At 43.5% G+C, this 26616-nt stretch carries 20 protein-coding genes and 3 pseudogenes; 18 read left to right on the forward strand and 5 right to left on the reverse strand.

The genetic code is table 11. The features are described from left to right. Positions 1-2: 2 nt before the first annotated feature. Together tssF and tssG are read left to right on the forward strand one after the other, a co-directional pair. Positions 3-1751, forward strand: a complete 1749-nt coding sequence (gene tssF, locus A8140_RS17720; RefSeq protein ID WP_005532466.1) for a type VI secretion system baseplate subunit TssF — start codon at positions 3-5, stop codon at positions 1749-1751. Next, entirely contained in the window at positions 1748-2746 is a 999-nt protein-coding gene (tssG, locus tag A8140_RS17725; protein ID WP_005532465.1) for a type VI secretion system baseplate subunit TssG, read from the forward strand. Before tssF ends, tssG begins: the two co-directional genes overlap by 4 nt. A gap of 99 nt (positions 2747-2845) precedes the next feature. Here the strand turns inward: tssG and A8140_RS17730 are convergent, their stop codons facing one another. The 3 genes from A8140_RS17730 to A8140_RS17740 are packed head-to-tail and all read right to left on the reverse strand — an operon-like array spanning position 2846 to position 8052. Further along, positions 2846-3298, reverse strand: a complete 453-nt coding sequence (locus A8140_RS17730; protein WP_005427005.1) for an Lrp/AsnC family transcriptional regulator — start codon at positions 3296-3298, stop codon at positions 2846-2848. Between the two features lie 32 nt (positions 3299-3330). Further along, complete coding sequence (tssM, locus tag A8140_RS17735) at positions 3331-6720, reverse strand: type VI secretion system membrane subunit TssM (RefSeq protein ID WP_005532464.1); 3390 nt, start codon at positions 6718-6720, stop codon at positions 3331-3333. A gap of 27 nt (positions 6721-6747) precedes the next feature. After that, entirely contained in the window at positions 6748-8052 is a 1305-nt protein-coding gene (locus A8140_RS17740) for a type VI secretion system ImpA family N-terminal domain-containing protein (RefSeq protein ID WP_005532462.1), read from the reverse strand. Positions 8053-8674: 622 nt separating this feature from the next. On the opposite strand from A8140_RS17740, the gene A8140_RS17745 reads away from it, so the two are divergent. The 15 genes and pseudogenes from A8140_RS17745 (at position 8675) to A8140_RS17825 (ending at position 23638) form a co-directional block, all read left to right on the forward strand. Further along, positions 8675-9274 (forward strand): hypothetical protein, encoded by a 600-nt coding sequence (locus tag A8140_RS17745; protein WP_005426726.1) that lies wholly within the window; start codon positions 8675-8677, stop codon positions 9272-9274. 9 nt (positions 9275-9283) lie between these two features. Beyond that, positions 9284-10798 (forward strand): FHA domain-containing protein, encoded by a 1515-nt coding sequence (locus A8140_RS17750; protein WP_005532461.1) that lies wholly within the window; start codon positions 9284-9286, stop codon positions 10796-10798. Next, positions 10791-11291, forward strand: coding sequence for a type VI secretion system lipoprotein TssJ (gene tssJ, locus A8140_RS17755; RefSeq protein WP_080619530.1), 501 nt, complete (start codon positions 10791-10793; stop codon positions 11289-11291). The genes A8140_RS17750 and tssJ overlap by 8 nt, the downstream gene beginning before the upstream one ends. 11 nt (positions 11292-11302) lie before the next feature. Next, positions 11303-12628 carry a type VI secretion system baseplate subunit TssK gene (gene tssK / locus A8140_RS17760; RefSeq protein ID WP_005426887.1) on the forward strand — a complete coding sequence of 442 codons (1326 nt, stop codon included), beginning with the start codon at positions 11303-11305 and terminating at the stop codon, positions 12626-12628. Next, the gene (gene icmH / locus A8140_RS17765; RefSeq protein ID WP_005532459.1) at positions 12625-13416 is read left to right on the forward strand and encodes a type IVB secretion system protein IcmH/DotU; all 792 of its coding nucleotides are present in this window, start codon (positions 12625-12627) and stop codon (positions 13414-13416) included. The genes tssK and icmH overlap by 4 nt, the downstream gene beginning before the upstream one ends. A 149-nt stretch (positions 13417-13565) precedes the next feature. After that, a pseudogene (locus A8140_RS26015) lies at positions 13566-14124 on the forward strand (DUF4150 domain-containing protein); the annotation flags it as partial. 910 nt (positions 14125-15034) lie between these two features. Then, the gene (locus A8140_RS17775; RefSeq protein ID WP_005532457.1) at positions 15035-17014 is read left to right on the forward strand and encodes a lysozyme family protein; all 1980 of its coding nucleotides are present in this window, start codon (positions 15035-15037) and stop codon (positions 17012-17014) included. After that, positions 17011-17412 (forward strand): hypothetical protein, encoded by a 402-nt coding sequence (locus A8140_RS17780; protein WP_005532455.1) that lies wholly within the window; start codon positions 17011-17013, stop codon positions 17410-17412. Before A8140_RS17775 ends, A8140_RS17780 begins: the two co-directional genes overlap by 4 nt. 414 nt (positions 17413-17826) lie before the next feature. Continuing rightward, on the forward strand, positions 17827-18237 hold the full coding sequence (locus tag A8140_RS17790; RefSeq protein ID WP_005532453.1) for an outer membrane protein assembly factor BamD: 411 nt from the start codon (positions 17827-17829) through the stop codon (positions 18235-18237). A 368-nt stretch (positions 18238-18605) separates the two neighbouring features. Then, positions 18606-19328 (forward strand): nitroreductase family protein, encoded by a 723-nt coding sequence (locus A8140_RS17795; RefSeq protein ID WP_005532452.1) that lies wholly within the window; start codon positions 18606-18608, stop codon positions 19326-19328. A gap of 260 nt (positions 19329-19588) precedes the next feature. Continuing rightward, a complete protein-coding gene (locus A8140_RS17805) occupies positions 19589-20569 on the forward strand; it encodes a chemotaxis protein (RefSeq protein WP_005532451.1) in 981 nt (326 codons plus the stop codon). A 179-nt stretch (positions 20570-20748) separates the two neighbouring features. Then, a complete protein-coding gene (locus A8140_RS17810; RefSeq protein WP_005532450.1) occupies positions 20749-21471 on the forward strand; it encodes a sulfite exporter TauE/SafE family protein in 723 nt (240 codons plus the stop codon). An 82-nt stretch (positions 21472-21553) separates the two neighbouring features. Next, positions 21554-22459, forward strand: a complete 906-nt coding sequence (gene rarD / locus A8140_RS17815) for an EamA family transporter RarD (protein WP_005532449.1) — start codon at positions 21554-21556, stop codon at positions 22457-22459. Positions 22460-22521: 62 nt separating this feature from the next. After that, positions 22522-22734: pseudogene (locus A8140_RS17820) on the forward strand (DNA mismatch repair protein); the annotation flags it as partial. 364 nt (positions 22735-23098) lie between these two features. Then, positions 23099-23638 carry a phosphatase PAP2 family protein gene (locus tag A8140_RS17825; protein ID WP_005535882.1) on the forward strand — a complete coding sequence of 180 codons (540 nt, stop codon included), beginning with the start codon at positions 23099-23101 and terminating at the stop codon, positions 23636-23638. Between the two features lie 73 nt (positions 23639-23711). Here A8140_RS17825 and A8140_RS17830 read toward each other — a convergent pair whose 3' ends face one another. Continuing rightward, entirely contained in the window at positions 23712-25076 is a 1365-nt protein-coding gene (locus A8140_RS17830) for an endonuclease/exonuclease/phosphatase family protein (RefSeq protein ID WP_005535885.1), read from the reverse strand. Positions 25077-25414: 338 nt separating this feature from the next. Between A8140_RS17830 and A8140_RS17840 the strand changes: the two are divergent. Then, a pseudogene (locus A8140_RS17840) lies at positions 25415-25561 on the forward strand (DMT family transporter); the annotation flags it as partial. Between the two features lie 110 nt (positions 25562-25671). Here the strand turns inward: A8140_RS17840 and A8140_RS17845 are convergent. Continuing rightward, entirely contained in the window at positions 25672-26571 is a 900-nt protein-coding gene (locus tag A8140_RS17845; RefSeq protein WP_005535889.1) for a DMT family transporter, read from the reverse strand. Positions 26572-26616: the final 45 nt, after the last annotated feature.

Raw genomic sequence — 26616 nt, forward strand, 5'->3', positions numbered from 1 at the left:
ACTTGAGTAACAGTAAATACTTTCAAGATGAACTCACGTATTTGCGCGAGTCGGGTAGTGAGTTTGCCAAATATCATCCGAAGTTAACTCACTTTCTCTCTGAAGGAACCTTCGACCCAGACGTCGAGCGACTGCTGGAAGGTTTCGCTTTTCTGACTGGGCGTATTCGAGAGAAGATCGACGACGAACTGCCAGAACTGACGCAATCTCTGATGACTTTGCTGTGGCCGCATTACATGCGTTCAATTCCGTCTTTGTGCATCAGTGAGCTAAAACCGCATACCGGAAGTGTTACTGAGAAAACGGTGGTAAAACGTGGTGCAGAAATGGCCAGTGAGCAAGTCGAGGGCACGCAATGCCTTTTCCGCACTTGCTACGATGTGAACCTATACCCAATCACGATAACCAATATTGAACAAACCAACAGCCGCACCAGTTCAGCGGTTGATGTAACGTTGTCGACGGAGCATGGTCTAGAGCTGTCTCGAATTGGTTTAGATACGTTGCGTTTGCACTTGCATGGTGAAATTTATGTTACTCGCACTGTGTTTCTCTGGCTGTTCCGCTACTTGGATTACGTGGAGCTGGATGTCGGTGGCGGCTACAAACATCGCTTGGGGCCAGAATATGTCAAGCCGGTAGGGCATGAAGAAGACGAAGCGCTGCTGCCTTATAGCAAAAACTCTTTCGCAGGATACCGCTTGTTGCAAGAGTTTTTCTCTTTGCCTGAGAAGTTCATGTTCTTCGATATTCAAGGTCTAGAGTGGTTAAAAGGCATTCCTCAGCGCAGTACAGTGAAAGTGAAATTCTTCTTTAAGCGCGCATTGCCATCAGAGGTTGTGCTTAAAGATAAACACTTCAGGCTGCATTGTACCCCTGCTGTGAACTTATTTGAAAAAGATGGCGATCCAATTCGTTTGGAGCATCGTCGCAATGAATACAAAGTACGCCCTCAAAGCAATACTCAAGACCACTATGAAGTCTACGGAATTGAGCAGGTCGAGAGTTGGAGCAAAGACGAGCGTCGCCGTAAACCATTGATCGAATTCGAATCGTTTGAGCACCAAATTAACCAGCGTGATAAGCGAGAGTTCTACAAATCAAAAGTCGGCGAGCGAGTAAGCGGAAGAGGGTTAGAGCGCTATATTTCGTTCCATACGCATAATGGTGATATTGCGGATTTAGGTACAGAAACCGTACTGATGAAACTGCAATGCAGCAACGCCGATCTAGCTGAACGCCTTTCAGTGGGCGACATTACTTATGCGACCCACAAATCGCCGACGTATGCGACATTTAAAAACATCACCAAGCCGACACAATCGGTGAGCCCACAGGTGAACGGCGAGCTTCAGTGGCAGCTGATCGCCAATATGTCACTTAACTATTTGTCACTGGCGAACATTGATGTGTTGAAAGTACTGCTCTCGACATACGACTTCCACTCTCGTGTCGATAGACAAGCTCATCGTGCGTCGATACACCGACTCGATGGTATTGTTTCGTCTGAGATGAAACCGATTGACCGCGTGTTCCGTGGCGTATCTGTACGTGGTAACCAATTTAAGCTGGTGACCAATTCGAAGTTCTTCGTAAATGAAGGCGATATGTTCCTGATGGCAACCGTACTCAATGAATTCATCCGTTTGTATTCGAGTGTGAACTCCTTTACTGAATTGGAGGTGTTTGATGAAGCGACAGGTGAAGTGTACAACTGGGCAAGCCTGATTGGACAGCAGACGATTCTATGATTACAACACTTACTGACAAGTCGTATGAGTTCAGCTTCTATCAAGCGGTATTGTTGCTTGAGAAGCACTACCAGCTAGAGCCAAATTCTAACTTTGTCGCGGTTGGTGAGAACAAGTACTTCCACCAAGAGCGCATAGAGTTTAGTGTCTCGCCGAGTATGGCTTTTCCAAAGAGTGATATGGAATTTATCACTCACATGGAAAGAAATGGGCAACAGTATTCGCGCGTCGAGACGAACTTTTTAGGTTTACATGGGTCAAGTTCGCCATTGCCAGCGTCGTATACCGAAAAGCTTGCTGGTCGTGACCCAGATGATAACCCGGTAAAAGACTTCTTTGATTTCTTCCACAATCGTTACACTAGCTTGCTGTACCGTGTCTGGAAGAAATACCGTTATCACGTGCAGTACCAAAGCGGCGCAAGTGACGCATTCTCAGGGCGGATCCTGCATTTGGCCGGCCTGTCTGATGTCATGCAAGATTGCGATGTCGCGGAGTTAGATCGAGCAAAGATCCTCTCTTATGTTAACCAGCTGTCTACCCGCACACGATCTCCTAAGCTGATTTCCGGTATTGTTTCCCATTACTTCTCGCTACCGAGTGTACGAATCGAAGAGTGGGTGTATCGACGAGTAGACATTGCAGAAAGTCAACGCAACAAGCTTAACCGTGCCAACTGTGTATTAGGGCAGACCTTACATTTGGGGCAAAGTATTGCGGATTTGAACGGCAAATTTAACTTGTGCATCGACAACATTGATTTTGAGACGTTTAGGCAATTTTCCTACGATGGCGAGCTGCACAAGACGCTGGTGGGATTGATGCGTTTTATTCTACGCGACCCGATGTCTTGGGACCTTAAGCTAACTGTGAATCTCGATTCTATCCCAGAGAATCAGTTGGGTAATGGGGAAGGGAATCAGTTGGGTCAAACCTTTTGGCTTGGTAACCCAGGTGAGAAAGATGCCAAGATACGTTTGATTGGTAGCATATAGCATTGGCTGCCAGGAATTCGAAAATTGAAGTACAAAAAAGCCGCGATTGACTCGCGGCTTTTTAGTCTGAAAAGAACGTTCGGCGGGAACCTAAAAAACTTATCGACTAATTGGTTGGTGGAGTACCACTGTTGTGTCGAGTTTCTGAATTCCGCTAAAAGATTCAATTTCATTACATAGGTGGTGAATAGACTGCAAGTCAGGTGCTTCGATGAGAGCAATAATGTCGAAGCTACCCCCCACAACGCTGGTCAATCGTACCTCTGGAATCTCTTTAAGGGCGTTCGTTACTTCATTTTTCTTGCCCTTTTCACAAGAGATCAGCAGATAGCTGGCAGCTTTGCGACCCTCATTTTCAACACGGATCTGAGCAGTGTAGCCCTTGATGATCCCTGTCTTTTCCAACCTATTGATTCTTTCTGCAACAGCAGTACGAGACAAACCGATATTTCGTGATAGATTCGCAATCGACTCTCGTCCGTTAGATAACAGACTGGATAGTATTTTGCGGTCTAACTTGTCTAAGCCTTGTAAAGTCATGTTCGAAATCATTTGTTCTGCCTATTCTGGTTTTTATATTGTTATTAAATCGACTCAGGGAGTGTAAAGTTATACAGCTCGGCAAGAGTGAATGGGTTTTTCTGTGTCAAAGGAGTGATACGAAGGCTCAAGTCCCTTCCAGACACTTTTATGTCACTGACGAAGCTACCGTTATGAGTGTTTGTCAGGGTCGAATCACCTAGCAATCTGTATATCGCCCACTGACCACTCTTATTAAGAACGTGCTGTTTGCCCTCGTCTGTCACATCTTGGATCGTGATACTAATGTTGAAGTCACCGTTCTGCGGCGGCCACTCCATCTCACGAATTCGGCTCGGACCATGATAGTAGTTGATATCCGTGTCTGAAATTTTCAGACTGGCTCGGATAGCACTGGAATCAAGGTCTAATACTTTCGCGCTGAACGGGATATAAACTCGGTTTGTGCTCTTGTTGATCAACGTATCACGGATAACGTTGTAATTGCGCAATTGCACCAATAGGGCAGGCGAAAGAGGCATTGTCTCGCCATCTACCTGCTTTGGTGTCCACAAGTTTGTATCGTAGAACGGTGCGAAGTTCTTCTGAATAAACGTATCTAATAAACCACCTGATGCGAACAACAGCTCGAAGTCTTCAATCGAAATCTCTTCTGTCGCGTTCAGATCAAATGGGTATTTGCCAAGCCCTAGCTCTTTAAACTTGGTGTAAATCTCGCTGTACCATTGGGTTTGAATGCCTTTTGCTGACTCAGCAATCATCACTGACCAGCTTTGCTGTACCACATCAAGTAACCAGCTACGCACTGGCTCTGGAGACTTCTGCGCAATCTGCTTCAGTTTGATAAGCGGATCCGCTTCTGTACTGTTCATGCGGTGCTGCGCTGCTGCAAGTGCGGCCATTTGTGGATCTGGCGCATCAGCGATGTCTTTCATGTAAGTACGAACACGGCTTAATGCTGCAATGGTTTCATCCCATGGAGTCGGGGAGTTAGGTGTCTCACTGACTTGAAGTTGGTTTAACAAGTGGAAGGCTTGCTCAACACGCTTCATCAGTAAGTAATCTGGCTGTACGGCTTCTTCTACTGCTTCTGAGGCCGTATCTGCAACTTCCGCTAGCTTAGGGTTTACATTGGCAATTAATGCATTCTTTTCACCAACCGGAGAAAACTGGGTGTTCGCGTACACTTGTTTTAATACCGTGGTCATCGGAGAAGACGGACCAGAAATCAGGTCGATTGCATTCGTTAAGTCTCCCACATTGCTGTAGTGCTGTACTTTCAGTTCACTCAGTGCATTACGCCAGTAGTTGATGTAGTCATCGGTGTACTTCTTACGTACCTGAGTTTTAAACTTATCCTGCTCTTGTTTCGTAGGGATCACGTGATTAGACAAGCCAAGAACCCAGTTATCGCTGATAACTTGCTGTGACATCAGGTCCACACGAGGGCGATAGAAGGTGCTAAAGCCAGTGGACGTGTAGACTTTGTCAATCACTAAGCGGTTGTCGTCTAGCGGTTCGTTAAACACGTTGTTGAACTCAAAGCCAACAGCGCGTTGAAGATCTAGCGTACCAAGGTCGATAGCATCGGCTTGATTCAAAATACCCGCATAAACAAGGTCGACGTTAGAGTTCGCCAGTAATGAACGGCGAGTGGCACGAACAATGTCCATATTGATATCAACAGGCGCAAACTGAGTGCGGAAATAAGCGTCTAAATAGCGCATTGCCTGGTTTACGACATCCGGCTTGTCGCTCAAATCATTAAGGGTTTGCAAGGTCTGGCGACGTAGGAACTGAATGTCACGCTTTGAGCGATCGTTCAGCATCAAGTAGCCTTTTAGCAATGGCAGTGTCGCGGCAACGTCATGTTGGTTGTGCGTCAACTCTAGACGGTAACCTCTCTCCACAACGGGCATAAGCTGTTGTGCCACTTCTTTAAGCAGTGCTTCGTAAGCCAGACGTGTGCTTTGGTCCAAGCGGCTAATGTTCAGTGGAAGTACTTCTTCATCTAGAGCTCGAGAGCCTTCTAGCCATGCACTGTACGAAGGTTGAATAGCGCGAGTGGCGTTTACGAGAAGCTGATTGAAGCTTGCTTCTTGTTCAACCTGACCGTTGTCATCAATACCAAGCAATTGGTTAATCACACGCAAGTTACTGTCTAGTGTGGTAACAAAGAAGTAGGTACCGCCAGCCAACAAGATCACGGACGCTAACATGGCCAAATGACTTTGACGTTGGATTAAGCGTAGATACGTTTTATTTTCACCCGCAAAGTCGCTCTCAGGTAAAATCTGAGAGTCAATTAGGAAGCGAGAGAAGTAAGGCGTTTCTGTCAACTGCGTGTGCTCTGAAGCAATGATCGGCAGATTAAAGTAATTGCTGCAGCTTTTTGCTAACAGGTTGTATTTACGACCACCTTGTAAGCTAGAGCAGAAGAAGATCTCACGAATGTCGAGCGAGTAAGCGCCGCTGTTCGCATCGCAAAGACGTTCAAGAACGTAACTGATTTCTGCTTGGCAAAGCTCGAACTGTTTCGGAAATGACAGAATTGCTTGCTTTTCATCGATGTCTGTCGAATTTGCAGAAGCGTCCAGAGCATTGCTTTCCAGTACTTTCACCAGATTACGGTAACCATCTCGGTAGTACTCAGTGATGACGCCTTTCGCTTCTTTAAGAGGAATAGAAAGGAACTCCACACGAGTTTTCAGAGAACTGAAATGTACGTACTCCTTGAAACCGTCCAACTTATCAAGCTTAGACATCATCAAATAAACTGGTAGTGCCGATGATGTTTTTTCGCTAATAGAACTTAGGCGCTGCAATAGTGCGGTAATGGTGTAATCTTTTTGCTCCGGTTCTGAGACGATCATGAACTCAAAGTCAGTAAAAAATAAACAGCCAGAAAACGGTTTTCTTGGACGGTGACGAATAACTTCATCAACAAACGTGTTCCACAATGAAGCATCGCTACTGGATACTTCTTGGAATACGAGGCGTTGGTCTGGTTTTACATAAACCGCACCGTCAGATTCATACCATTCAAAGAAATCGTTTTTTGCAGTGCGAGAACGATCCATTGGTTTAATTGCGCTTGAATTAAACAAAAATTGACGTCGGCCAGACCCCTTATTACCAATCATTAGGTAGATTGGTTTCTTGCCTGAATGAGAAAGAAGAGGGCGGATAACCATAGAAAGGGCTTCTTCCTCGGTTTCCAAACGTTGGGCTTTCGAGTTGTTCTTTTTCTTAAACCATAGTGACAACTGGAATATAAGATAAAATGCAGAAATGACGCCAAGGCCAATCCATAGATATAGCTTATCTGAATCTTCAAGTAAGAATAAATACACTGCTGCAAATATCGCGGCTAATAGCAAAGCCACTATGGTAGAAACCACAATCGGGTTTCTTAGTATTTTTTGTTTGAACATAAGCCTATAGTTTCTTTACTTGTATTGTTATTTATTGTCGTTTGTTGCAGTTTGCAACTGGTTAATCTTATATAGGTAGGTGTTCAGTAAAAGGAGGGAGCGTTCAATTTCCTTTTGCTGCGCATTCTTTTCTGCGTACTCAATCCGCCCAAGAAGTGGGAACAGCGAATTGCTGTATTCATACGCTTTCTTCGAGTCCTTGTCGGTGTTCTGTTTCGCTACGTTGGCAAATACCGTCCTAGCATAGGCAAAGCGTTTGTATATGACATCGAATTCATTTTCGAAACGAGAACGTTGGTCTAAAAAATTCTCTCGAAGTTGCTGAGCAGATGATGAATCCGGGTAGATCTCCGTCAATTCACTAGTAAGCTCATCAATGGTATTCACCTCGCTGACTTTTACAGGATCGATTGCCCAATCGGTCATTAATGTATCAAGGCGTTCGACCGTCGCAGAACGTAAAGCGATGCGGTGTTCTTTGTTCTCAACGCTCAATGAATCGACGATTGCTGCTAGCTGTTTTAGTGACGAGTGTTCAATGTCATCTTTCAGAGTCTGGTATTTGTGCTGCTTGTAAACAAAATGGGAAGCAAATGCAACGACAAGCAATCCAATAACAGAAAATACAACCGCGCGGCTGGACTTAGGCGCTTCTTTTACTTGCGGCTGAGGCGTCGGCTTGGTTTCTGTTTTTGGTGGTGGCGCAATATTGACTTGGATGCCACCTGGGTTCGATGGTGTTTCTGGCTTCGCTTGTTTGACTTCTAATGCTTTGGCTTCCTTTGCTTTTGTTTCTTTAATCTCTTCAATCCATTGGTTCAATATACGACGAATGCGACCGAATGATGGCGCTTTAATCCCATAATGTAGGCGCAGTTCTTCTTCGATGCGTAAACACAGTTGATGCGCCGCTTCAATAAGCGGGAGCTCTTCTAGTAAGGCTCGATGCTTTTTAATTCGCTTCTCAGTGTATTCGACCATCCACTCGATGGCACTGATACGTGCATTGGCCTTCGCGTGCTCTGGGTAGGCGGTGTACCAATACACAACACATAAGTCGAGCAGTGAGTTCAAGCCTTCCACCAAGCCTTTCAAGCCATCGTTGTGCGTAGCCGCCACGGTAAAATAGCAACTACAACGAAAATCTTTCCCCTGAGTACTGAGAATTTTCTTAGAAAGTGTTTGAATCGTTTTCCATGATACTCGACCAGTCACTTTATTAAGGTTATTTATTTGGCGCTTAATTTCGTCAAAATCATCTAAGCCATTAGGGTTTGAGCCGCTTGGATTACTTTCATCGATCGGCCTTCTAGCGAAGTCGCTGAAAAACATATTTTCCAATTCCACTGATATATGAAGGGTAGTCAGCCGGCTCTTTAATTATAAAGACGGGACTATCATCTTTTTTTTTATGGATTTTATAGGCAAAAGAAAGAAATAGAATAATAAATAATATCTAAATCAATATAATTTGATTTAGTGTGACATGCGTTCACAAAATTGAGGTTTTATGCTGATTTTTTTGGCACTACACAAAGTGATGTGCATTCCAATAATTGAGAAAATGTTGCAGGTTAATACATTTTTTAATATTTTTATCAGTTATTAATGTATCTAAATGTCTGAAGTGACGTCATATTATTAAAATTAAGACTACCTTGATTAGTTACCGCTTGTATAGTCTATGGTGATGGAAATTTGGAGATCGTTTTCACAGTACGAATGTATGCGTTTCTAATTAAGTTGAGTCTAATTTAGGAGGTGTGATTAATTTTCTGATTTTTTGATGGAATAGAGTCAACCGTTTAAATGAATATAACGCTAGTTAAATTGCTTTTATTTGTAGGTGAATTGCCTTATTTGATGGCGCTATTTTTTACCATATTGAAAAAGAAAAGAGACTTGATATCTTTCGCCCCTGAATATTATTACAAGGCTTTCCAAGAGGGACGAAATGCTAAAACCAAGTCAAGTTGGGCTAATCTCAGCCATGTGCCTATTTTCTACTTTTGCGGTTGCTAAAGGGGAACGATACGGCGGCTCAGTCAATATGCTAACGATTGAAAGTATTGACTATGACGAAGGTTCTAGTGGTGACGTAGATACACTGCGATACGGACTGGTACACACTCGCCCTATTGATGAGAACAACAACCGCTGGCGCTGGTGGCTTGGCTTGAACTACCTTGCAGAAGATGTTGATGCACCTTCAAATGGCGTGTATCAAGAAGTGACCAACTACGAGTTCCGTGTTGTCCCACAATACGCATTGAGCTCTTGGAGCATCTTTACTCCTTACATCGGTGCTGGTTTGTCACTAGGTTACTCTCAATACTCCAACCGCTGGAAGGTAGACCCAGACGGCTTTCGTTACGAAGCGATTGAAGATATCGACCAGTTTGAACTTGGCGCGGTAGTCACGCTTGGCACTGCAATCAAACTTGGCAGTAATCCAGATGCACACATCCAAATCATCCCTCAAGCTTCCTACATTCTTCCAGTAGTCAATGATGGAATTGGTGGGTTAGAGCTGTCTGTTTCTCTATTATTTTAAGGTTTAGCAATGCAAACACATCAGCTAGTCCTATTCATTTCAAAGTGCCCGGAGGAATATACGGGCGCGAAGCATGTTGAAATGCCAGAGGGTGGTGGTTCAGTCGGTCGAGCGTCGAGCTGTACACTGCCTTTAGTTGATCATAACCGTTTCATCTCTGGCACACACTGTCTGATCAGTGTATACGGAGATACGTACTACATCAGCGATGTGTCAACCAACGGTACAATGGTGAATGGTAACAAAATACTAAAGAACCAACCTGTGTCCATCGTTGATGGCGATGTGATTTCTCTGGGTCAATACGAAATTGGTGTTTCGCTAGAGCATGTCACAGCAGCGCAAGATATTGCTTCTGACATTGCGCCAGAACGTGTATCGAATGATCCACTCGTCAATCTCGGTGAGGCGGTTGTAGAAGAGGAAGAAAAAGTCGGTGCATTAGAAGACTTGTTCATGGAGACCAAGCAAGATGATGTCAATACTGACGATCCTATTGCGCATCTAAAGTTTTCGATGCAGCGTGAAGACGACCATCTTATCCGCGATGTCGAAAAGCCTGAGCCTGCAAAGGCTAAGCCAGTCGAAAACACGCGACAAGTCGTTGATGACAGCTTCAGCATCCATTCTGAGTTCGATATTCCAAACTTAATCCCAGAAGATTGGTTGGGCGGCGCTGCCACGAGTAAAGCATCTGTCGAACCCGCGGCAGAACAAACTAAGCAAGCGGCGTTCATTCCAGAAGATTTTGCGCAAACGGAAGCCGTTCTACCTCAAACTAGTAGGGTGGAACCAGAGGTTATCCAGCCTCAACAGCCTCAATATCAAACACCACTTGATCACGCGACATCAAATGTTGCTCAAAGAGCAGAGCCTGTTGGTCAGAAATGGGAAGAGGTAACACAAGCTTTTATTCCATCAGCACAACCTACTCAGACAGAAACGAAAGCGACAGAGAACCAAGTCGGCTTTGTAAGCAATGATCCTCTAGGGACTGAGAGCTCTGCGCATTCTTCCGATATTGGTAAGGCATTTTATGAAGGTTTAGGCATTAGCAACCCAGATCTGATCAGTAACGAAGCTCTGCTGTTTAAACAGATGGGTACATGTCTTCGTTTATGTATCGATAACCTGCAAAAAGACCTGCATGAAGTTGAGTCACTCAAAGGTGAACAGGGTTTAAGTGAAGCGGATTCAAACTTAGCGGAGCTGATGTTGACGCTAAATAGCCAAAACTTGCTGTCTCCGAATGAATTGGTGGAGCAAATGTTGGATGAGCTCAACGATCATCAAATTATTTTTAACAAGGCTCTCAATGAGTTGCTGATTGAACAATCAGAGACGAATGACCCTGTCACGTTTGCAAACGTCGTCGCAAGTAAATCCATGTTCACCACCAAATCAAAGCTATGGGGTGAGTATCTTGAGTTTTACGCCAATAACCGTCGCCAAATGAATGAGACGTCATTGAAAGGCTTGATCAAGAAAAACTACACCAAAGCGATTAAGGGAAGCCATGCGTAGTATAGCTATATTACTCGGATGCGCTTTGCTATCCGGTTGTTCCATGTGGGGGCAATTTAAAGAATCAACAGGTATTACGCCAGAAACGTCCTCAATCGAATTAGTGATCGAGGCGTATTCGGTTCTGAATGTTCGTGAAGGTGGGCAATCCTCTCCAGTTATTTTGCGAGTTCATGAGCTGACATCACCCGTGTTATTTCGCAGCCTAGACTTCTTCGCTTTGTTTGAGAACGATAAAGCATCACTGGGTGATGAATACATCAAACGTTATGAATACCAAATGCAGCCTGGTGAAAAGATCCACGAATTCTTGGAGCTTGACCCAGCAACCCGTGCGGTTGGATTCTCAGTCGCGTTTCGCGATATCGACGGCTCTTCTTGGCGTAAAGTCGAAGTGATTGAAGAGAAGAGTGAGTACTACATCAAACTCAAGTTAGAAGGCAGTGAGTTAATTTCTGACAACACTCGCGGCATTGAACAAGTTTACTTTTAAGGAATAAAAGCATGTCTTTATACAATCCAGTTGTTTGGCAAGATGGAATGTTCATGAAGCCGCAGCACTTTCAGCAACTCGATCGTTCGCAAAGTAAACTGTCGAGCATGTTGAGCGCAAATGCATCACCTTTGCATTGGGGCATTAAGCGTTTAGAGATTAACTCGCAACTGCTGGCGTTGGGCAAAATTGGTATCACTCGTGCTGAAGGTATTCTTCAAGACAGAACGCCATTTGAGTTGCCGCTGCTGGCCGAACTTCCAGAAGTGAAAGACGTTGATCCTTCGATTGCTGACAAGGTGGTTTACCTTTGTTGTCCGCTACCTTCTGAGCGCTCTGAGCTATTCGGTACCAAGAAAGACGGCGCACGTTACACGATGGAATCTCAAGAGGCGGTTGACGCTTGTTATGATTCGGAAGATATGGCGAACATCGTAGTGGGTAAGCTTAACTTCTGTTTGATGTATGACCATGAAGATAAGAGTGCTTACACATCGATTCCAATTCTAAAGATCTCAGAAGTAAAGCCAGACGGCAGTGTTATCTTGGATGAAAGCTTTATTCCGACTTGTATTGATATCCATGCTTCAACCGTACTGAACAAGTTCGCCACCGAATTCGCATCTATGTTGAAACACCGTGCAGAATCTATCGTTCAGCGCTTAGGTGTGGTTGACCAGCAAGGCGTATCTTCAGTTTCTGATTTCATGCTGCTACAAGCCCTAAACCGATACGAGCCGCTATTCTGGCACTTTGCAAGCGCTGAAGGGGTTCATCCTGAGTCGTTTTATCGCATTCTTCTTCAGGCGGAAGGTGAGCTTTCGACTTTGTGTTCAGCGTCTCGTCGTCCAGTCGAGTTCACCAAATACAACCATGGCGACCTAACCAGCTGTCTATCGCGTACATTGGATAGTGCGAAGATGACACTAAGTGTGATGTCTGAGCAACGTGCAATCCCACTGACGTTGAGAGACCAAAACTATGGTATTAGAACGGCAGCGATTCCAGACAGCAAGATCATCGATACCACAACCTTTATTCTTGCGGTTAAAGCTGATGTTACTTTGGATGTTCTACATACTCAGTTTGTTAGCCAAACGAAGATCGGTTCTATCGATAACATTCGTGACTTGATTAACCTTCAACTGCCGGGCATCGAGATTAAACCAATGCCAGTCGTACCTCGAGCATTGCCTTACCACGCAGGTTACACCTACTTCGAACTGGATAAGACAGGCGAAGAGTGGGCGGCACTGAAAAACACTGCTGCGATAGCGGTTCACGTAGCCGGCGACTTTGCTAACTTGTCGTTGCAACTATGGGCTGTTCGTCTATGAGTTATGCAGAAACCGACGTCACCGTAGTCTTATTCCAACCAGAGCCTGGCAAACCGATGGAGGTGATGCCAGCGCCTGACTTATCTCGTAACATCGCGGTACAAGACTTAAACATTGAAAACATGGGCATCAACCCTTTGGTCGATCAATTCTCATGGTTGATCGCCAGTTTGTCTTGTATGTCCTCAATTCCTTGGCTTGATGACCCAATGCCGTTCCGTGAACAAGTGGCTCGCGAGATAAGAAAAGGCGAACGTAAGCTCAATGAAATGGAATTGGATCGCGCATCCATTTTGGTCATCCGATACTGTTTGTGTGCTGCGATTGATGAATCGGTTTGCCGACAAGAGTGGGGCGCTAACAGCCATTGGAGCCAAAACAGTTTGTTGTCAGAGTTCCACAACGAAACATCTGGCGGCGATAAGTTCTTCGTTATTCTCGAGCGTTTAAAAGCAGACCCGCGCAAATACCGTCAGGTCATCGAATTCTTGTATTTGCTGCTTCAACTTGGCTTTCAAGGCAAATATGGCCGCGAAGAGCGCGGTAACGAAAAGCTCGCAGAAATCGGCAATACCATTTATCGCTTAGTACGTGATGAACGTTTGGCGGAGCAAGAGAAAGTCTCTCTGGTTAACCTTAAGGCCAAATACCTCAAAAAACCGTTAAAAAGGGTGATTTCACCCAAGCTGATTTTAGGCGTCAGTGCGATTACCTTCGCAATCATGTATGCCGCGACTTACATCGTTATAGATTTAAAGTTTCAGCAATTGCTTGAAGTGTATCGATAAACAGAAGATCTCGAAATGAGATCTTCTGCCAGTTTTAAGCTTTATCGTGAATATCACTAGCGGTTTAGTGAAATTCACTAGTCATTTAGAGAGATTGCAATATGCGATCTCTTTTATTATTCAATCAACAAAATTCAAATGGATTGGTTATGGGCGTAACAGTTGGTGCAAATGGACTTTCGGTAGTTCATAAAGGCTCAGGTGGTGAAGCGAATGCAACGCTCCCAGATGTTTGTTTAACGAAGGTCGGCAAGCCGATCGTTCCTATCCCTTATGGCAACAATGCTAAATCAGCAGATCTTGCTGGTGGCACAACGACTATCTCTATGGATGGTGGTAACAGTGTCGCAATCAAAGGCAGTACATTCTCAAAAAGTACCGGTGATGCGGGCGGCGATAAAAAAGGCGTTGCATCCGGCACGATAGAAGCCGAAGCAAAATTCATTTCAGCCTCACCAACGGTTAAGTTTGAAGGCAAGGGCGTATGTCGCCTGTCCGATCAAATGACCATGAACAAAGCCAACACTATGTGTTTGGGCGGCGCTCAAAACCCATCGGTTTCTGTTACGGAAGATCAGGAAGGGACGTATACGCTGGATATAGAGTGTAAGTATCCAAACGGTATGCCTTATTCTAATGCGCAATTCTCTTTAGCCGAACCTTCTGGAGCTGTCATTGGGAGTGGAACTTTAGATTCCAGTGGAAAAGCATCTGTTGGTGGACTTGCTTTAAAAGAATGCAAGTTAGTGCTTAGCGAAACTCAAGACTCTTATACGCCGAATCAATCTTTAGCTGAAAATATTGCGACGGAAACTTACGCTGATCCTAATGATTTTTGTACGTTTGTGGCAGGTCGTCGTTCACCATTTTGGGAGGATCGCGTTGGCGTTGCCAATGATTGGGGAATCTTGATGTCTCCATCTTTTAGTGACGATGACTTTAGAGATATCGTGCTAGAGCAGAGTCGTATACTTTCTCCCTACGCGATTAGCCAAAACCATTTAAAAGATTTTTCTGATGCTTATGTCTCGGCACTTTACCATATTCAAAGTGATACGACTTCATTGGAAAAGTACGAATCTCTAGTTGAACTACTGTTAGAACAAGTGCACGAAAATGGCGACATATTGAGGGTTCTATATCAAGCGGACGTGTTTGAGCCTCCTTATGAACTACTTGCGAAACTTCGCCTTTTGGGGACAGGGAATACCGTGAATTATTTGCAGTTAGTCCTGTGGACGTTGATAAACAATCAAATCTGTTCATACATCGATGAGCTAAATAGTGAAATTATCGGTCGATTAGATTTTATACAAAGCCAGGCTTCTGCGAGAGCGCTGAGTTCTGTTGAAGAGGGTATAAACGGTTATAAAAAAGCCCTTAACCACTTCAAACAAGCACTTCCAGACGTCATTAGCCAAATTTTCGAGAGCAAAAATGACACCCTAATCTCTATCTCGGCAATGGCCGTAGGAAGTGTCGTAAACATCACAGGTCAATCAGGCTTTGCAACTAACCTTGGTCGTGTAAATGCCGTGGTTTACACGAAGTCAAACAACTTAAACCGTCCATCATTTGTCATTTTTGATGACAACTTTTCAGACTAGGATACTAAACTATGGATGCAGTTTTCCCGATAGCGCAACGAGAAGGTGATGCGTACCATACGCTCAGTGATTTTACTAAGTTGTTTGATCAAGCTAAGAGCGGACGTTATTTAATAGGGCAAGGTTACGGCTGGCATAGTGGGGTTCACTTAACTTCAAAAATGCTACCTTGGGGTAAAGGGCTCAGACCTATTCAAGCGATGCTTGATGGTAAAATTGTAGCGTTTCGGATTCACTCCGATTATCAAGTTGCCACCTACCAAGATCAAGAATTTAAATACAGTAATAACTTTGTGCTTATTGAACACGAGGTAGAAAACCCTGAAGATAGTGAAGATGTTTTTAAATTCTATACACTTTATATGCACCTTGCGCCACCTTCAGATATTGGTGCCAATTCATCTATAACTACGCGTTACCGTTTACAAGAAGCGAGAAATGTACGCACTTTCAAACACAGTGATGTGCCTACTAATTCCGGTGCAAAAAAGCAGTCGATGTCTAAAGGAACATTACTTGAATACCTGTATGCCGAAGAGAAGGAAACCCACCCATACCAGATCGGCAAAAATACATACAAAATGATAAAGTGCCGTGTGGTAGAGAATGGCGAGTCACCAAGTGGCGGAGAAAAAGCAATGTTAAACAAGATTGTTTGGTTTGCTTCGGGTCTCAATAGTGACTTTGACATTTTGGAAGATTCCTCTGCTGTCCTATCAGAACCAGTTTCAGAACCAAAGTGGATGTCGGACAATGCGGCAATGATTAGGGACGGTAGTGTAGTTTCTTTACTCCCGATCTTATTTAAAGACGGGATAAAGGTTTCAGCTGGGGAAGATATCGGCTACATGGGACTACACGAATATAGCAACGATGCAATAGGAACTAAGAAAGACGATAATCGTGTGCATATCGAGATGTTCTCTTTTGATGAGCCGCCCGAATTTTTCAAAAAACAGATTTCTCCCAAAAATGCGGAAGAAAATCCACTGGTCATTCTCGATGGAGCCGACAGTAGCGGTGCCGTTGATATGAGTAATTCGTTTATTCAGCAGTTACTTGAATCTGTGACAGAAGATCAAGTAACGGATTTTTCCTCGTTCACTGCCCGTGATGCCAAAGTATACTTAGATGGTAAACGTAAACACTTTGAGCGATTTATTGTGAAACATCCTACAGATTGGCATACAGAATCGTCACAAAGTCTTTATGAATCAATCCATCAGACCGCGAAGGAAGCTCTAGATATCAAGTGCTCGGCCGGTTTTGTGACTGAAGAAGACTACCTTAATTCCCCATGGCGCGATCAAGTGATGGATAGCTTTGATCTTTTCTCGCAATTCGAACTGGAAAGAGCAGATAAGTTCTCATGGATGCAAGATTTACAAGGTGACTTGCAACTAGGTAGTGATAAGAGTCTTTGGCATTATTGGCCTTTTGTTAATAATAAAAGTGTTAAGCGCTGGGCCAATACTACTTTTGGAAATTTGATCGGGAAAGTTGAAACAAGGAATGACTACTCTGCTTATAACCAAACTTATCCTAAATTAAGGGCATTTTATAACACCAACCTCGATCAAATGACGATCAAAGAGGTTATGGAAAAACAAAAATCTAGAGAAATATTTGCGGCAGGGAGATTTCAGTTAATTCCAACCACTCTCAAAGATGCTGTAAATTACTTAGGTATTGATACATCAGATACTTTCTCTCCGGAAGTACAAGATAGGATTTTTGATGAGTATTTGATTACAAAGAAGAGGCCAAATATAATACGATTCCTTAAAGGAAAGGGAAGAATTGAAGATGCCATCTATGATTGGGCAAAAGAGTTTGCTTCAGCTGGTGTTGAGAGAGGAAGAAAAATATCAAAAGGAAGGATAGCTGTAGGTGGAGAATCATACTACTCAGGTGATGGACTCAATAAAGCCCATATTTTACCAGAAGAAATGAAACGCTCATTAAACCAAGCAATAGAGGAGATGAAATGAATAAATTTATTTGGTTAGTATTAAGTTTCATTATATCGTTTTTTGCTCAAAGTCGCGAAACGATGGATGTTAATACGCACAATGAAAGAATTGACCCTATAGTCGAAAATGCGATTAAAGAGGGCCTAGCAACGGGTTTTAACTTTGACTCCAATAAGTTAGTTTTTACATACAGCTGTGGTGGTGGTGCGATCTGTGGTGGAGTCTATCTACCTGAAGTAGGAATAGTTGTAAACTTTCCAGATAATTATATAGTTGATGAACAAAGAGAATTTGAAGTTAAGAACTCTATTAAGTCAGAAAAGCTGTGTATTTCTGGGGTAAGTGCATACGATAAGACTATATATGAGAACCAGTGCTACATATTAGATGAGAATGAACTTATTAAAAGCAAATAATTATAAATGTTGTAAATATTAAATTAATTTTTAATTGTACAGAGGATGATTGTAGAAATTTATCTCTAGATAGAAAGAATACGTTTTTTTAAATTTGAAGTAAATAAAAGCAAGAATGCGTACTTTTCATTGACTAGAAGTGGTGGACGGTTGAGTGTCGTTGCGAACTCCGTTGACATGATCGAAGACGAAGATGCTGTTGAATACTTCTGTGAAATGGGGACTGAAACAGCTCTGGCTCCTAACGTTAGATTAAAAATAAAGCACGTAAAGCCCAATAAGTTTGAGTCTTGGGATTAAGGATACGGATATTTTTTCAGTGAAATAAACCCCGAGAGGTATTTTTCTTTTAAATGCAATTTATGCGTAATATAATTTAAAAAATAATAAACAGCACCAAAGTGGTTAGGAATAATGAATAAAACAATTAAATTAATTTTACTGCTTACAGCAGCGACATCGGTTGTTGGTTGTCAAACTATGTCGAGTCAAGCATTGACTCCTACGGCGACAAAAGAAACCATTGAAAAAGCAAAAGCCGAACTCGACGGACAACGTTTTTACAAACTTAATGAATACGACCAAGCGATTGAAGTTTCAGACGATGGTGTAATCGTTTTCAATTCGTACTTACCTCGTAGCGGTGGCTACAAATGGGTACCTGTCGTAATTCAGGACAGCAGTTTTCATGTGTCATGTGATTATCTTCGCGAGTTTGTAGATGCAGGAATGGTCGTGACGGCAAAGTTTGTCGGTAGGGGTGGGCGTATTGAAAATTATAATAAACAACGTTGTGAAGAGCACGGTGAACCTGTTTGGAACTAAACGTTTCTATTAAAGCGCCTTTCGGCGCTTTTTTCCCTCTACGCTCCCCGTACATATAGCACCCAATATTCGGCCCCTCTTTTCTGATCCCTTTAATGGAGTCGAATTGTAAGAAAAAACATTGAGTAATGGGCGAAAATAATCCAGTCAATTAAATACGGTGACAGAAAGTCGTTGCTTCTAACTCTGCTGGTAATCGGGAAGTGGAAGAGGAGGTAATAATGTTTAGTTATCTGTCTATCCCATTGTCACTTATTGGCGTAGCAACAACAAACAGTCTGACGTGGATTTAAGTTTGGTGTTGTATTTGCACTTGCAGCTTATCGATGAATCAGTAAAGATCACTTTTTCCATATTTAGAGTTTGTTATGAGCCAATCTTCTTTCGAATCTATTGTCCATTTACGTCGTTCAGTTAGAAAATACGATGCGGATGCTGAATTTAACCACGACGATGTAGCAACGGCCCTAGAGTTGACGACTTTAAGCCCCAATAGCAGCAACATGCAGATGTGGGAATTTCATCGAGTTATCTCGGATGAGAAAAAAGCAAAGCTAGCAGAATACTGTATGGGACAAAATGCAGCCAAAACCGCGAATGAACTGGTGGTTTTTGTCGCAACGACCCACAACTGGGGAGAGCGCGCGAAGCGCAACGCAGAGACTGTGCGTCAAGCTTTTAAAGGCCGTGACGACGTTGCGGCCAAGCGCGCCCTTAATTATTACGAAAAACTCATCCCAATGGTTTACAACAACGACATGTTTGGTGTCCGCGGTTTACTGAGGAAGGCATATAGCTGGTGGTTAGGTAGAAACAAACCCATGGTGCGAGAAGTGAGTAAATCGGACGTACGTGTTTGTTTGCACAAGAGCGTTTCACTTGCTGCGATGACCTTTATGTACGCAATGCGCGAGAAAGGTTATGACACATGCCCGATGGAGGGCTTTGATTCAAAACGCGTAAAACAGCTACTCGGTTTAAGAGACAGCGACCAGATCACAATGGTTGTTAGCTGTGGTGTTAGAACCGATGAGGGCGTATACGGAGAACGTCATCGTGTCGCGAATGAGTCAGTGATTAAAACGCACTAATTTATCGCTAAACTTTTTGTTCGAGCTGCCGCTAATAACTAGAACGCCTTTCCATATTGAACGTATGGCTGTTTTTTGTTCAAAAATTAGACGAAATTTCAGCATTTGATATAGAAGTGTGCAGTCAGCATCCTTTTGATTATTTACAAATTCTGTCTCAAAGACTACAAAAGGACTCTTGGAAATTTACGCCTGTGAAGTGATTCTCTGTGGCATTGCATCAAGCCACTTCTTGATGCGTATTTTGGATAATTGGGTTTATGAGTAACGTAACCAGTACTATTCTGACTGAAAGTGGTACCAATGAGCTTGAAATCATTGAGTTCCATTTAGAAAAACAATTGCCAGATGGCAGCACAAAAACATGTTATTACGGTATTAACGTCGCTAAAGTACGAGAAGTGATTCGCGTACCAGAGACTACTGATTATCCGAATGCACAACCTCACATGATCGGCGTATTCTCGTCGCGCGAAGTATTAACACCTCTGGTTGACCTTGCTGGTTGGTTAGGTGTTCCTACTCGCCGTGATCTTGAGCGTAAGTTCGTTATCGTTACCGATTTTAACAAGATGACAAATGGCTTCTTGATTGACAGTATTTCGCGTATCCACCGTATTTCTTGGAACGATGTGGAATCTCCAAGCCAATTCTTAGAGGCGGGTGAGCAAGATTGTGTTGTGGCTGTTGTTCGTAAAGATGGCAACCTGATCATGATTCTGGATTTCGAGAAAATCATTGCAGACATCAACCCAGAACTGAGTATGGAAAAATACGATGTAACTGGCGATAAATCAGTAGACTTGAACCAACGTATGGTAGGTAAGCGTAACGCAAAAACCGTCATGGTGGTGGATGACTCTGCGTTTATTCGTTCATTGATTCAAGATACATTGGCTTCTGCGGGTTATAACGTGATCACCTGTAAAGATGGTGGCGAAGCGTATGAAAAGTTGATGAGCTTGATCGAAGTTGCGAAAGAAGAAAACTTGCCAGTTCGTGAATTGCTTGATGCCGTTGTAACCGACGTAGAAATGCCTCGTATGGATGGTATGCACTTAGTCAAACGACTGCGTGATACGCAAGAATATAACGAAATGCCTATCGTAATGTTTTCTTCATTAATGAGTGAAGATAACCGTGCGAAGGCGTTGTCCCTTGGTGCTAATGACACCATCACCAAGCCAGAGATTGGCCGCATGGTGAATATGATGGATAAGCACGTATTTAATTTCGCATAAATTATCTCGAGATAATAAAAAGGCTGCCGAATTGGCAGCCTTTTGGTTATAAAAAGATAGTTTTTCGATTGTGTTTTTATGCGATCAATAAACTCTTCGCAGGGTGAGAGTTGGCCATTAATAATTTTTATATATTCATCTGGCTCTCTAATAAATAATTACAATATAAGAACATATCCATGGATTTCGATTTAACTACTTTGCTTGCTATGGGTCTGATTTTCCTCGGCTCTTACGTACAAACTGCCATAGGTTTTGGCCTGGCTATTGTGTCTGCACCATTATTGATTCTTTGGGCGCCGGAGTATGTGCCGGCACCAATCTGTCTTGTTGCGCTGTTTATATCTTTGATGAACGCAATGAAGCACCGCAGTAGTGTAGAAGTCGGCGGTTTAAAGATGGCACTGATTGGTCGCGTGCCAGGGTCATTAGCGGGTGGGGCATTGCTGTTTTTTGTCTCTACAGAAGCACTGACACTTTGGATAGGATTCCTTGTGCTTTTTGCCGTGGCAGTAAGTGTACTTCCGTTTCGTATTGAGCCAACGCCTGGGCGTATGACGTTTGCTGGTTTCTTCTCTGGCTTATTTGGTACGAGCTCTGCCATTGGCGGTCCGCCGATGGCGTTATTGCTGCAACATCAAGAAGCAAATCAGTTACGTGGTAACCTTTCTGCCTTCTTTGTTTTCAGCTCTATTATCTCGCTAGTGGTACAAATTCCGGTTGGTTTCTTCACTCTTCATCATTTAGTGATTACTTTGCCATTGCTGCCAGCAGGGGCGTTTGGCTACTGGCTGGCAATGAAAACAACGCAATCTTTGCCAAAAGAAAAAATTCGCTTTGGTGCGCTGACACTCTGTTTTGTTAGCGGTATTACAGCAGTGATTCAAGGCTTAGCTTTGTAAAGGCGATCTTCGCTCTCAAATTCACTTTACAAAAAGACTTTGCGCTATAGAATCGCGTCAATTTTTATGAGTCGAGTTAGTTATGAACAACAGTCTTTACGGCAATTTAATGGCTGCATTGTCCTTTGTTATTTGGGGATTGTTGCCTATTTATTATCGCTTTCTGCCAAATGCATCGATGGATGAACTGTTGGCGTTGCGCATCATTGGCTCGGTGCCAGTAGGGATTATTTTAGTATTGGCGATGACGCGCCATATGCCGAAATGGTCTAAGGTTTGGCAAGATAAAAAGTCACTTTGGTATACGTTTCTCGCCAGTAGCCTCATGTGTATTTCTTGGGTTGCCTTTACATGGGCGCTGACCAATAACCGAGTCATTGACGCTAGCTTGGGTTTCTTCATCGGTCCTCTTATTTCTGTCGCGCTTGGTGTGTTTATCTTGGGTGATAAGCTATCCAAAGGGCAATTTATTGCGATTCTTTTAGCGACTATTGGCGTGTTATATCAGGTTTTCCAATACGGTCAATTACCGCTAGTGGCACTGACGATGGGCTTTTTCTTTTCTCTGTATGGTCTTTTTAAGAAGAAGATTAATTTTGATTGGAGTACAACGCTGTTTATTGAGGCGTTAGTGCTGACACCAATCGCATTTACCTATCTTATTGTGAAACAAGTAGCGTTAGGAGAGTTGGCCTCTACGGTAGATATGACGACCTTCATGCTCTATTTAGGCAGTGCACCGGTGACGATTCTACCGTTGATTTTCTACTCGATCGCGATCCGAATTACAAACTTGTCTACAGTTGGACTTATGCAATACATTGAGCCAAGCCTACAGTTTGTGTTGGCTGTCGTGTTCTTTGGTGAGTTGTTCGACAGCGTAAAAGCGGTGACATTTGCCTTTATCTGGGTTGGTCTACTGTTTACGATTTTTGAGGGTGTGGCCAAGCTATCAAAGCGAAGAAAGCTTGCTGACCACTCAATTTAACCCATTCCTTCTTTAGGTTCATAGGGCTAGCTTATATTTTAGGTGAAGCTATCGTCTTTGATATTACTCAACTGCCTAAGTTGATGTCCGAAATCAATCAAGCTCAAACTAACTATCGAGACCGCATTGACAGTTACTACCTTGAAAACCTTGAGGTAACTGAAGTCATGTCGAATCTAGAAGAAAAGATCGCTTGGTGTAAGAGCATCGGGCTGTTTCTTCAGGTCTTTGGCCTAGCGTTGATTTTAGCGCGAGACCTTGCGCGAAAACCCTAGGGGTAACGCAAATCATTTGCGATTTGCAAAGGACCGTTTGCAATATGCATCCATATGGAAAGTGCAAGGATTAATATTCGTACAATTTTATTGCAAGTGATTAAATATCAATCGATTTAAGTGCATCAAAAAGTTGGCATGCCTAATGCTTTAGCTGCAATGACCCTTTAAGCCGAGGGTCACCTAGCCAACTGACGTTGTTAGTGAACCCAATTGTTCACACGTATATACAGCCAATCACAAGCCTTGTGGTTGGCTTTTTTTTCACAATCAATTCACGTTTTAATTGTTACAGTTTCCAGTCGAATAATGCCGATGGCTGTGGTAGTTTTCGCGCGCATATAAATTCTAATTGGTTGTATTAATGAAGAAAGTTGTACGTTTAGTTGGTGTTGTCTCTATTTTTGGCGCTCAATCGGCAAATGCGATGAGTGAAAAAGATTGGGACGTGCTTACCGATATCGGTGCTTATGGTTTGGTTGCAACGGCTGCCGCAGTACCTGCATATAAAGGGGACTGGGAAGGTTTTTGGCAAGCCGGTTTCAGTATTGGCGCTGCTTCAGGAATTGGTTTGATTGGTAAAACGACCATCGACGCAGAACGCCCGGATAAAAGTGGCAATGACAGTTTCCCTTCCAACCATACGGCTAACGCTTTTGCTTCGGCGACAAACCTTCATTTGCGTTATGGCTGGGAAGCAGGCTTACCTGCATACGGTGTTGCTGCTTTAGTCAGCGTAGGGCGAGTAGAGGCGAAGAAGCACTACTGGCGTGACGTACTCGCTGGCGCTGCACTTGGCACCTTAAGCGCGTATGTATTTACAGATGCATACGATGAAAATGTTCAGCTTGTACCTTGGGTGACGAGCGAAGATGTGGGTGTTTCACTAACATACCGTTGGTAGTGTTCACCCCAATAAACAAAAGCCTCGGCATAGACCGAGGCTTTGTTGTATCTAAATGTAAGAGGCTCAGTAGTTAAAACTGCGCTTTGATCCAAACCATGCGGTGGTCAGAAGACACATCTTTACCGTTACCGTACTTACCGATGCGGTCGTCGTTAAACAGTTTACGACCTTCTTCGTAAGATGCAGCCCAGTATACACCAGAGTCCACAACGTTTAGGTTTGCTGATGGCATCGCATAGTCAACACCAAGGCCGAACGTAGACGTGATGCGGTTTGGAATTGGGTGAGTCGAGTTTTTATCTACCGCATGCTCGGCTGCACCATAGCTAGTAGGGTAAAGCTCACCATTCATCACATCTTGATTAACCAATGGATCGTTATGGAAAGCTTGCATGATTTCACTGAAACCATCGCCATCCAGTGGATCAAGGTTTTGGTCACCCATCATCACAAACTTCGCCCCTTCAGCTAAGCCACCTTTGTTCCCTGCATCATCGTAGAAGTACTCTTTACCTTGTACGTATTGATGCCAAAACTCAACTTCAGCACCATTTTGTACTTTGTTTTTGCCTGGATCGAATACTGGCGGAGTAGGGTGAGACATCAGCAGGTGAACCACTTCATCACCTTTTTCAGTAGGGATGATAATTGGTGCATCTACGTGGTTTTTAGAAGATAGACGAACGACATCCCACTCTTCAGCTGTGTACCATTCATCACCACACTGCATGCCCTCTGGAATGGTTTGTGAACCGTCACAGATTGTGATTTTAGGGATTTCTGCGCCTTCCATGTCTTTCCATTTGAACTCTTGGAAAGTACGAGTGTTTTCTGTGTCGATCTCGTATTTAGACATCAACGCGAAAGCGTATTGGCCGTGGTAGAAACCAAAGCCCCAAGCATCGCCAGGAAGCTGGCCAGCTGTGCCGTTGTTATCTAGGTCAAGACCGCTGTTTAGACCTGTGTTTGTTGAGTAAGACTCGGTGTAAGGATACTCGATTGGTTCTAGGTTCGCTTCACCACCTGCACCTTCAAGGCTTTGTGCAACAGATAGGTAGTTTTTCTGGAAGCCTTCCAGTGCCACCTTATCTTCACCTGTACCGTCGTTGTTGTATTCCGCCATCATAAGAACATCTGGACGGTTTTTCTGAATGATTGCTGCAACGTTACGGATTTGAATGACTTTTTCAGCCATTGTTTTGTCTGCATCCGCGATGCTGCCGTCAAGGTAAGCGGTGACAAGCTCAGTTTGCTTGGCTGGTTCAACTTGCATCTCTGCAACGAGATCTTCAAAAGTACTGCGATCAAAAGAGAGGTTATAAGTGGCGATCTTTACTTCTTTAGGTTGAACATCTACGTATTCAGTGTCGTCGTTACAGCCAGTCAGTAGTGCAGCGCCGATTAGGAGAGCAAGAGGGGTTTTGATGTATTTCATGGGTATGTCATACCTTATAATTGGATTCGCGCAAATACTAAAGTTATCAGTAGCTTTTGTAAGCGATCTAGGTCACACAAACGATTGCGTAGTTACATGTTTGTTTATATTTTGTGTGATTAATGCAATAAAAGCATCATTTTCAACAGCAGAAGGTTATATTCAAACTGTTAAATAATGATGTCTATTTTATTTAATGTGCTTAGATTTATATTTCATATTAATCAGTTTGGATAGATTTTGTTCGTTACTCATCTGAGTTTTAGTAGTGGGAAATTTTTCTTTATACTAGGGGTCTAACAGAAGTGAGGACGACCCCAATCATTTGGAATCTCTCAATGGCTTGGGCAATTCTTTTTCTTGCTGGTCTATGCGAAGTCGCATGGGCGGTCGGGCTCAAATACACCGAAGGTTTTAGTAAGCTTGTACCATCGGCATTCACTATTGGATTTATGGGGTTGAGCTTTTGGTTACTGGGTATCGCGGGTTTGAAGTTCGCAGCTTAGCATTACAAATACAGCCAAAAGAAAAGCCAGAGTGATGCTCTGGCTTTATTGTTTTTCGATCAAACGAAACGTAAGTAGAAGGGGGATTGCTATCGTTTTATAAACGGCAACTTGAGATGCTGACCAAATACGTTGATCAGCGCGCCTGTTACGATTAATGCGCCACCTAAGTATGTCCACGCCGAAGGTAATTCGCCAAAGAAAACGATGCCCAAAATGACAGAGAAAATGATCTGAACATAAGAGTAGGCTGATGCTTTTCCGGCTTCTTGTGTTTGCATTGCCTTTGTTAATCCCAACTGTCCTATTTGCGTAAAGACGCCGACCAAAACGAGCATCATGGTTAGGTACAAATCTGGCATGACGAATTGATCCCCAATCAAAATAATCGATGCAGGCAGTGCCACCAACGGGAAGTAAAAGATGATCACGGAGCTGTCCTCGGTCTGGCTCAGCTTACGAACGATTACGTACGCAATGGAGCTACCAAAAGCACCTAAGATGGCGATCATCACACTAAACATGGGTAATGCATGCTCCGCGTCTGGACCGGTTTCTGGTGTCACCATGACGTATAACCCAAGCAAACAGAGGGCGATACAGATAAACGTCGAAGACTGGATACGTTCTTTAAGGAAGAAAACCGCAAGTAAGGCAGTAAATACAGGGTGGATGTACTGAAAAATGGTCGCTTCCGCGAGAGGTAGCGTTGTAACGGAATAGTACACACACATCAAAGCCATGGTTCCAACAGCACCGCGAGCAAAGAGCAAGGGCTTGTTATTACCCCAGACAGAAATGCCTTTGCGTTTCACGTCGAGATAGCTGATCACCAGCGAAACCAGAGCCCTAGCAGCTACGATTTCAAATACGGGAATACCGTGCAAGCTAACGTACTTGACCGTGGCAGACATCAGTGCAAAACCAAACGCGGACAGCACCATAAAGCGCACGCCAATGGGAATCATTGAGTTGAGTGAGTTAGACATCTTACTGCTCGTTTATTGCGGGAGATCGCACTTTAGCACACTAAA

The organism is Vibrio campbellii CAIM 519 = NBRC 15631 = ATCC 25920, assembly GCF_002163755.1.
GTDB lineage: Bacteria > Pseudomonadota > Gammaproteobacteria > Enterobacterales > Vibrionaceae > Vibrio > Vibrio campbellii.

What these genes read in the sequence shown, in the direction of transcription:
- A8140_RS17810 (WP_005532450.1), top strand. Translation starts at nt 20,749, where the DNA reads ATGGATTTCGATTTAACTACTTTGCTTGCTATGGGTCTGATTTTCCTC.
- tssJ (WP_080619530.1), top strand. Translation starts at nt 10,791, where the DNA reads ATGCGTAGTATAGCTATATTACTCGGATGCGCTTTGCTATCCGGTTGT.
- A8140_RS17745 (WP_005426726.1), top strand. Translation starts at nt 8,675, where the DNA reads ATGCTAAAACCAAGTCAAGTTGGGCTAATCTCAGCCATGTGCCTATTT.
- A8140_RS17750 (WP_005532461.1), top strand. Translation starts at nt 9,284, where the DNA reads ATGCAAACACATCAGCTAGTCCTATTCATTTCAAAGTGCCCGGAGGAA.
- rarD (WP_005532449.1), top strand. Translation starts at nt 21,554, where the DNA reads ATGAACAACAGTCTTTACGGCAATTTAATGGCTGCATTGTCCTTTGTT.
- icmH (WP_005532459.1), top strand. Translation starts at nt 12,625, where the DNA reads ATGAGTTATGCAGAAACCGACGTCACCGTAGTCTTATTCCAACCAGAG.
- A8140_RS17730 (WP_005427005.1), bottom strand. Translation starts at nt 3,298, where the DNA reads ATGATTTCGAACATGACTTTACAAGGCTTAGACAAGTTAGACCGCAAA.
- A8140_RS17845 (WP_005535889.1), bottom strand. Translation starts at nt 26,571, where the DNA reads ATGTCTAACTCACTCAACTCAATGATTCCCATTGGCGTGCGCTTTATG.
- tssK (WP_005426887.1), top strand. Translation starts at nt 11,303, where the DNA reads ATGTCTTTATACAATCCAGTTGTTTGGCAAGATGGAATGTTCATGAAG.
- A8140_RS17830 (WP_005535885.1), bottom strand. Translation starts at nt 25,076, where the DNA reads ATGAAATACATCAAAACCCCTCTTGCTCTCCTAATCGGCGCTGCACTA.
- A8140_RS17795 (WP_005532452.1), top strand. Translation starts at nt 18,606, where the DNA reads ATGAGCCAATCTTCTTTCGAATCTATTGTCCATTTACGTCGTTCAGTT.
- tssM (WP_005532464.1), bottom strand. Translation starts at nt 6,720, where the DNA reads ATGTTCAAACAAAAAATACTAAGAAACCCGATTGTGGTTTCTACCATA.
- A8140_RS17805 (WP_005532451.1), top strand. Translation starts at nt 19,589, where the DNA reads ATGAGTAACGTAACCAGTACTATTCTGACTGAAAGTGGTACCAATGAG.
- A8140_RS17790 (WP_005532453.1), top strand. Translation starts at nt 17,827, where the DNA reads ATGAATAAAACAATTAAATTAATTTTACTGCTTACAGCAGCGACATCG.
- A8140_RS17780 (WP_005532455.1), top strand. Translation starts at nt 17,011, where the DNA reads ATGAATAAATTTATTTGGTTAGTATTAAGTTTCATTATATCGTTTTTT.
- A8140_RS17825 (WP_005535882.1), top strand. Translation starts at nt 23,099, where the DNA reads ATGAAGAAAGTTGTACGTTTAGTTGGTGTTGTCTCTATTTTTGGCGCT.
- tssG (WP_005532465.1), top strand. Translation starts at nt 1,748, where the DNA reads ATGATTACAACACTTACTGACAAGTCGTATGAGTTCAGCTTCTATCAA.
- A8140_RS17775 (WP_005532457.1), top strand. Translation starts at nt 15,035, where the DNA reads ATGGATGCAGTTTTCCCGATAGCGCAACGAGAAGGTGATGCGTACCAT.
- A8140_RS17740 (WP_005532462.1), bottom strand. Translation starts at nt 8,052, where the DNA reads ATGTTTTTCAGCGACTTCGCTAGAAGGCCGATCGATGAAAGTAATCCA.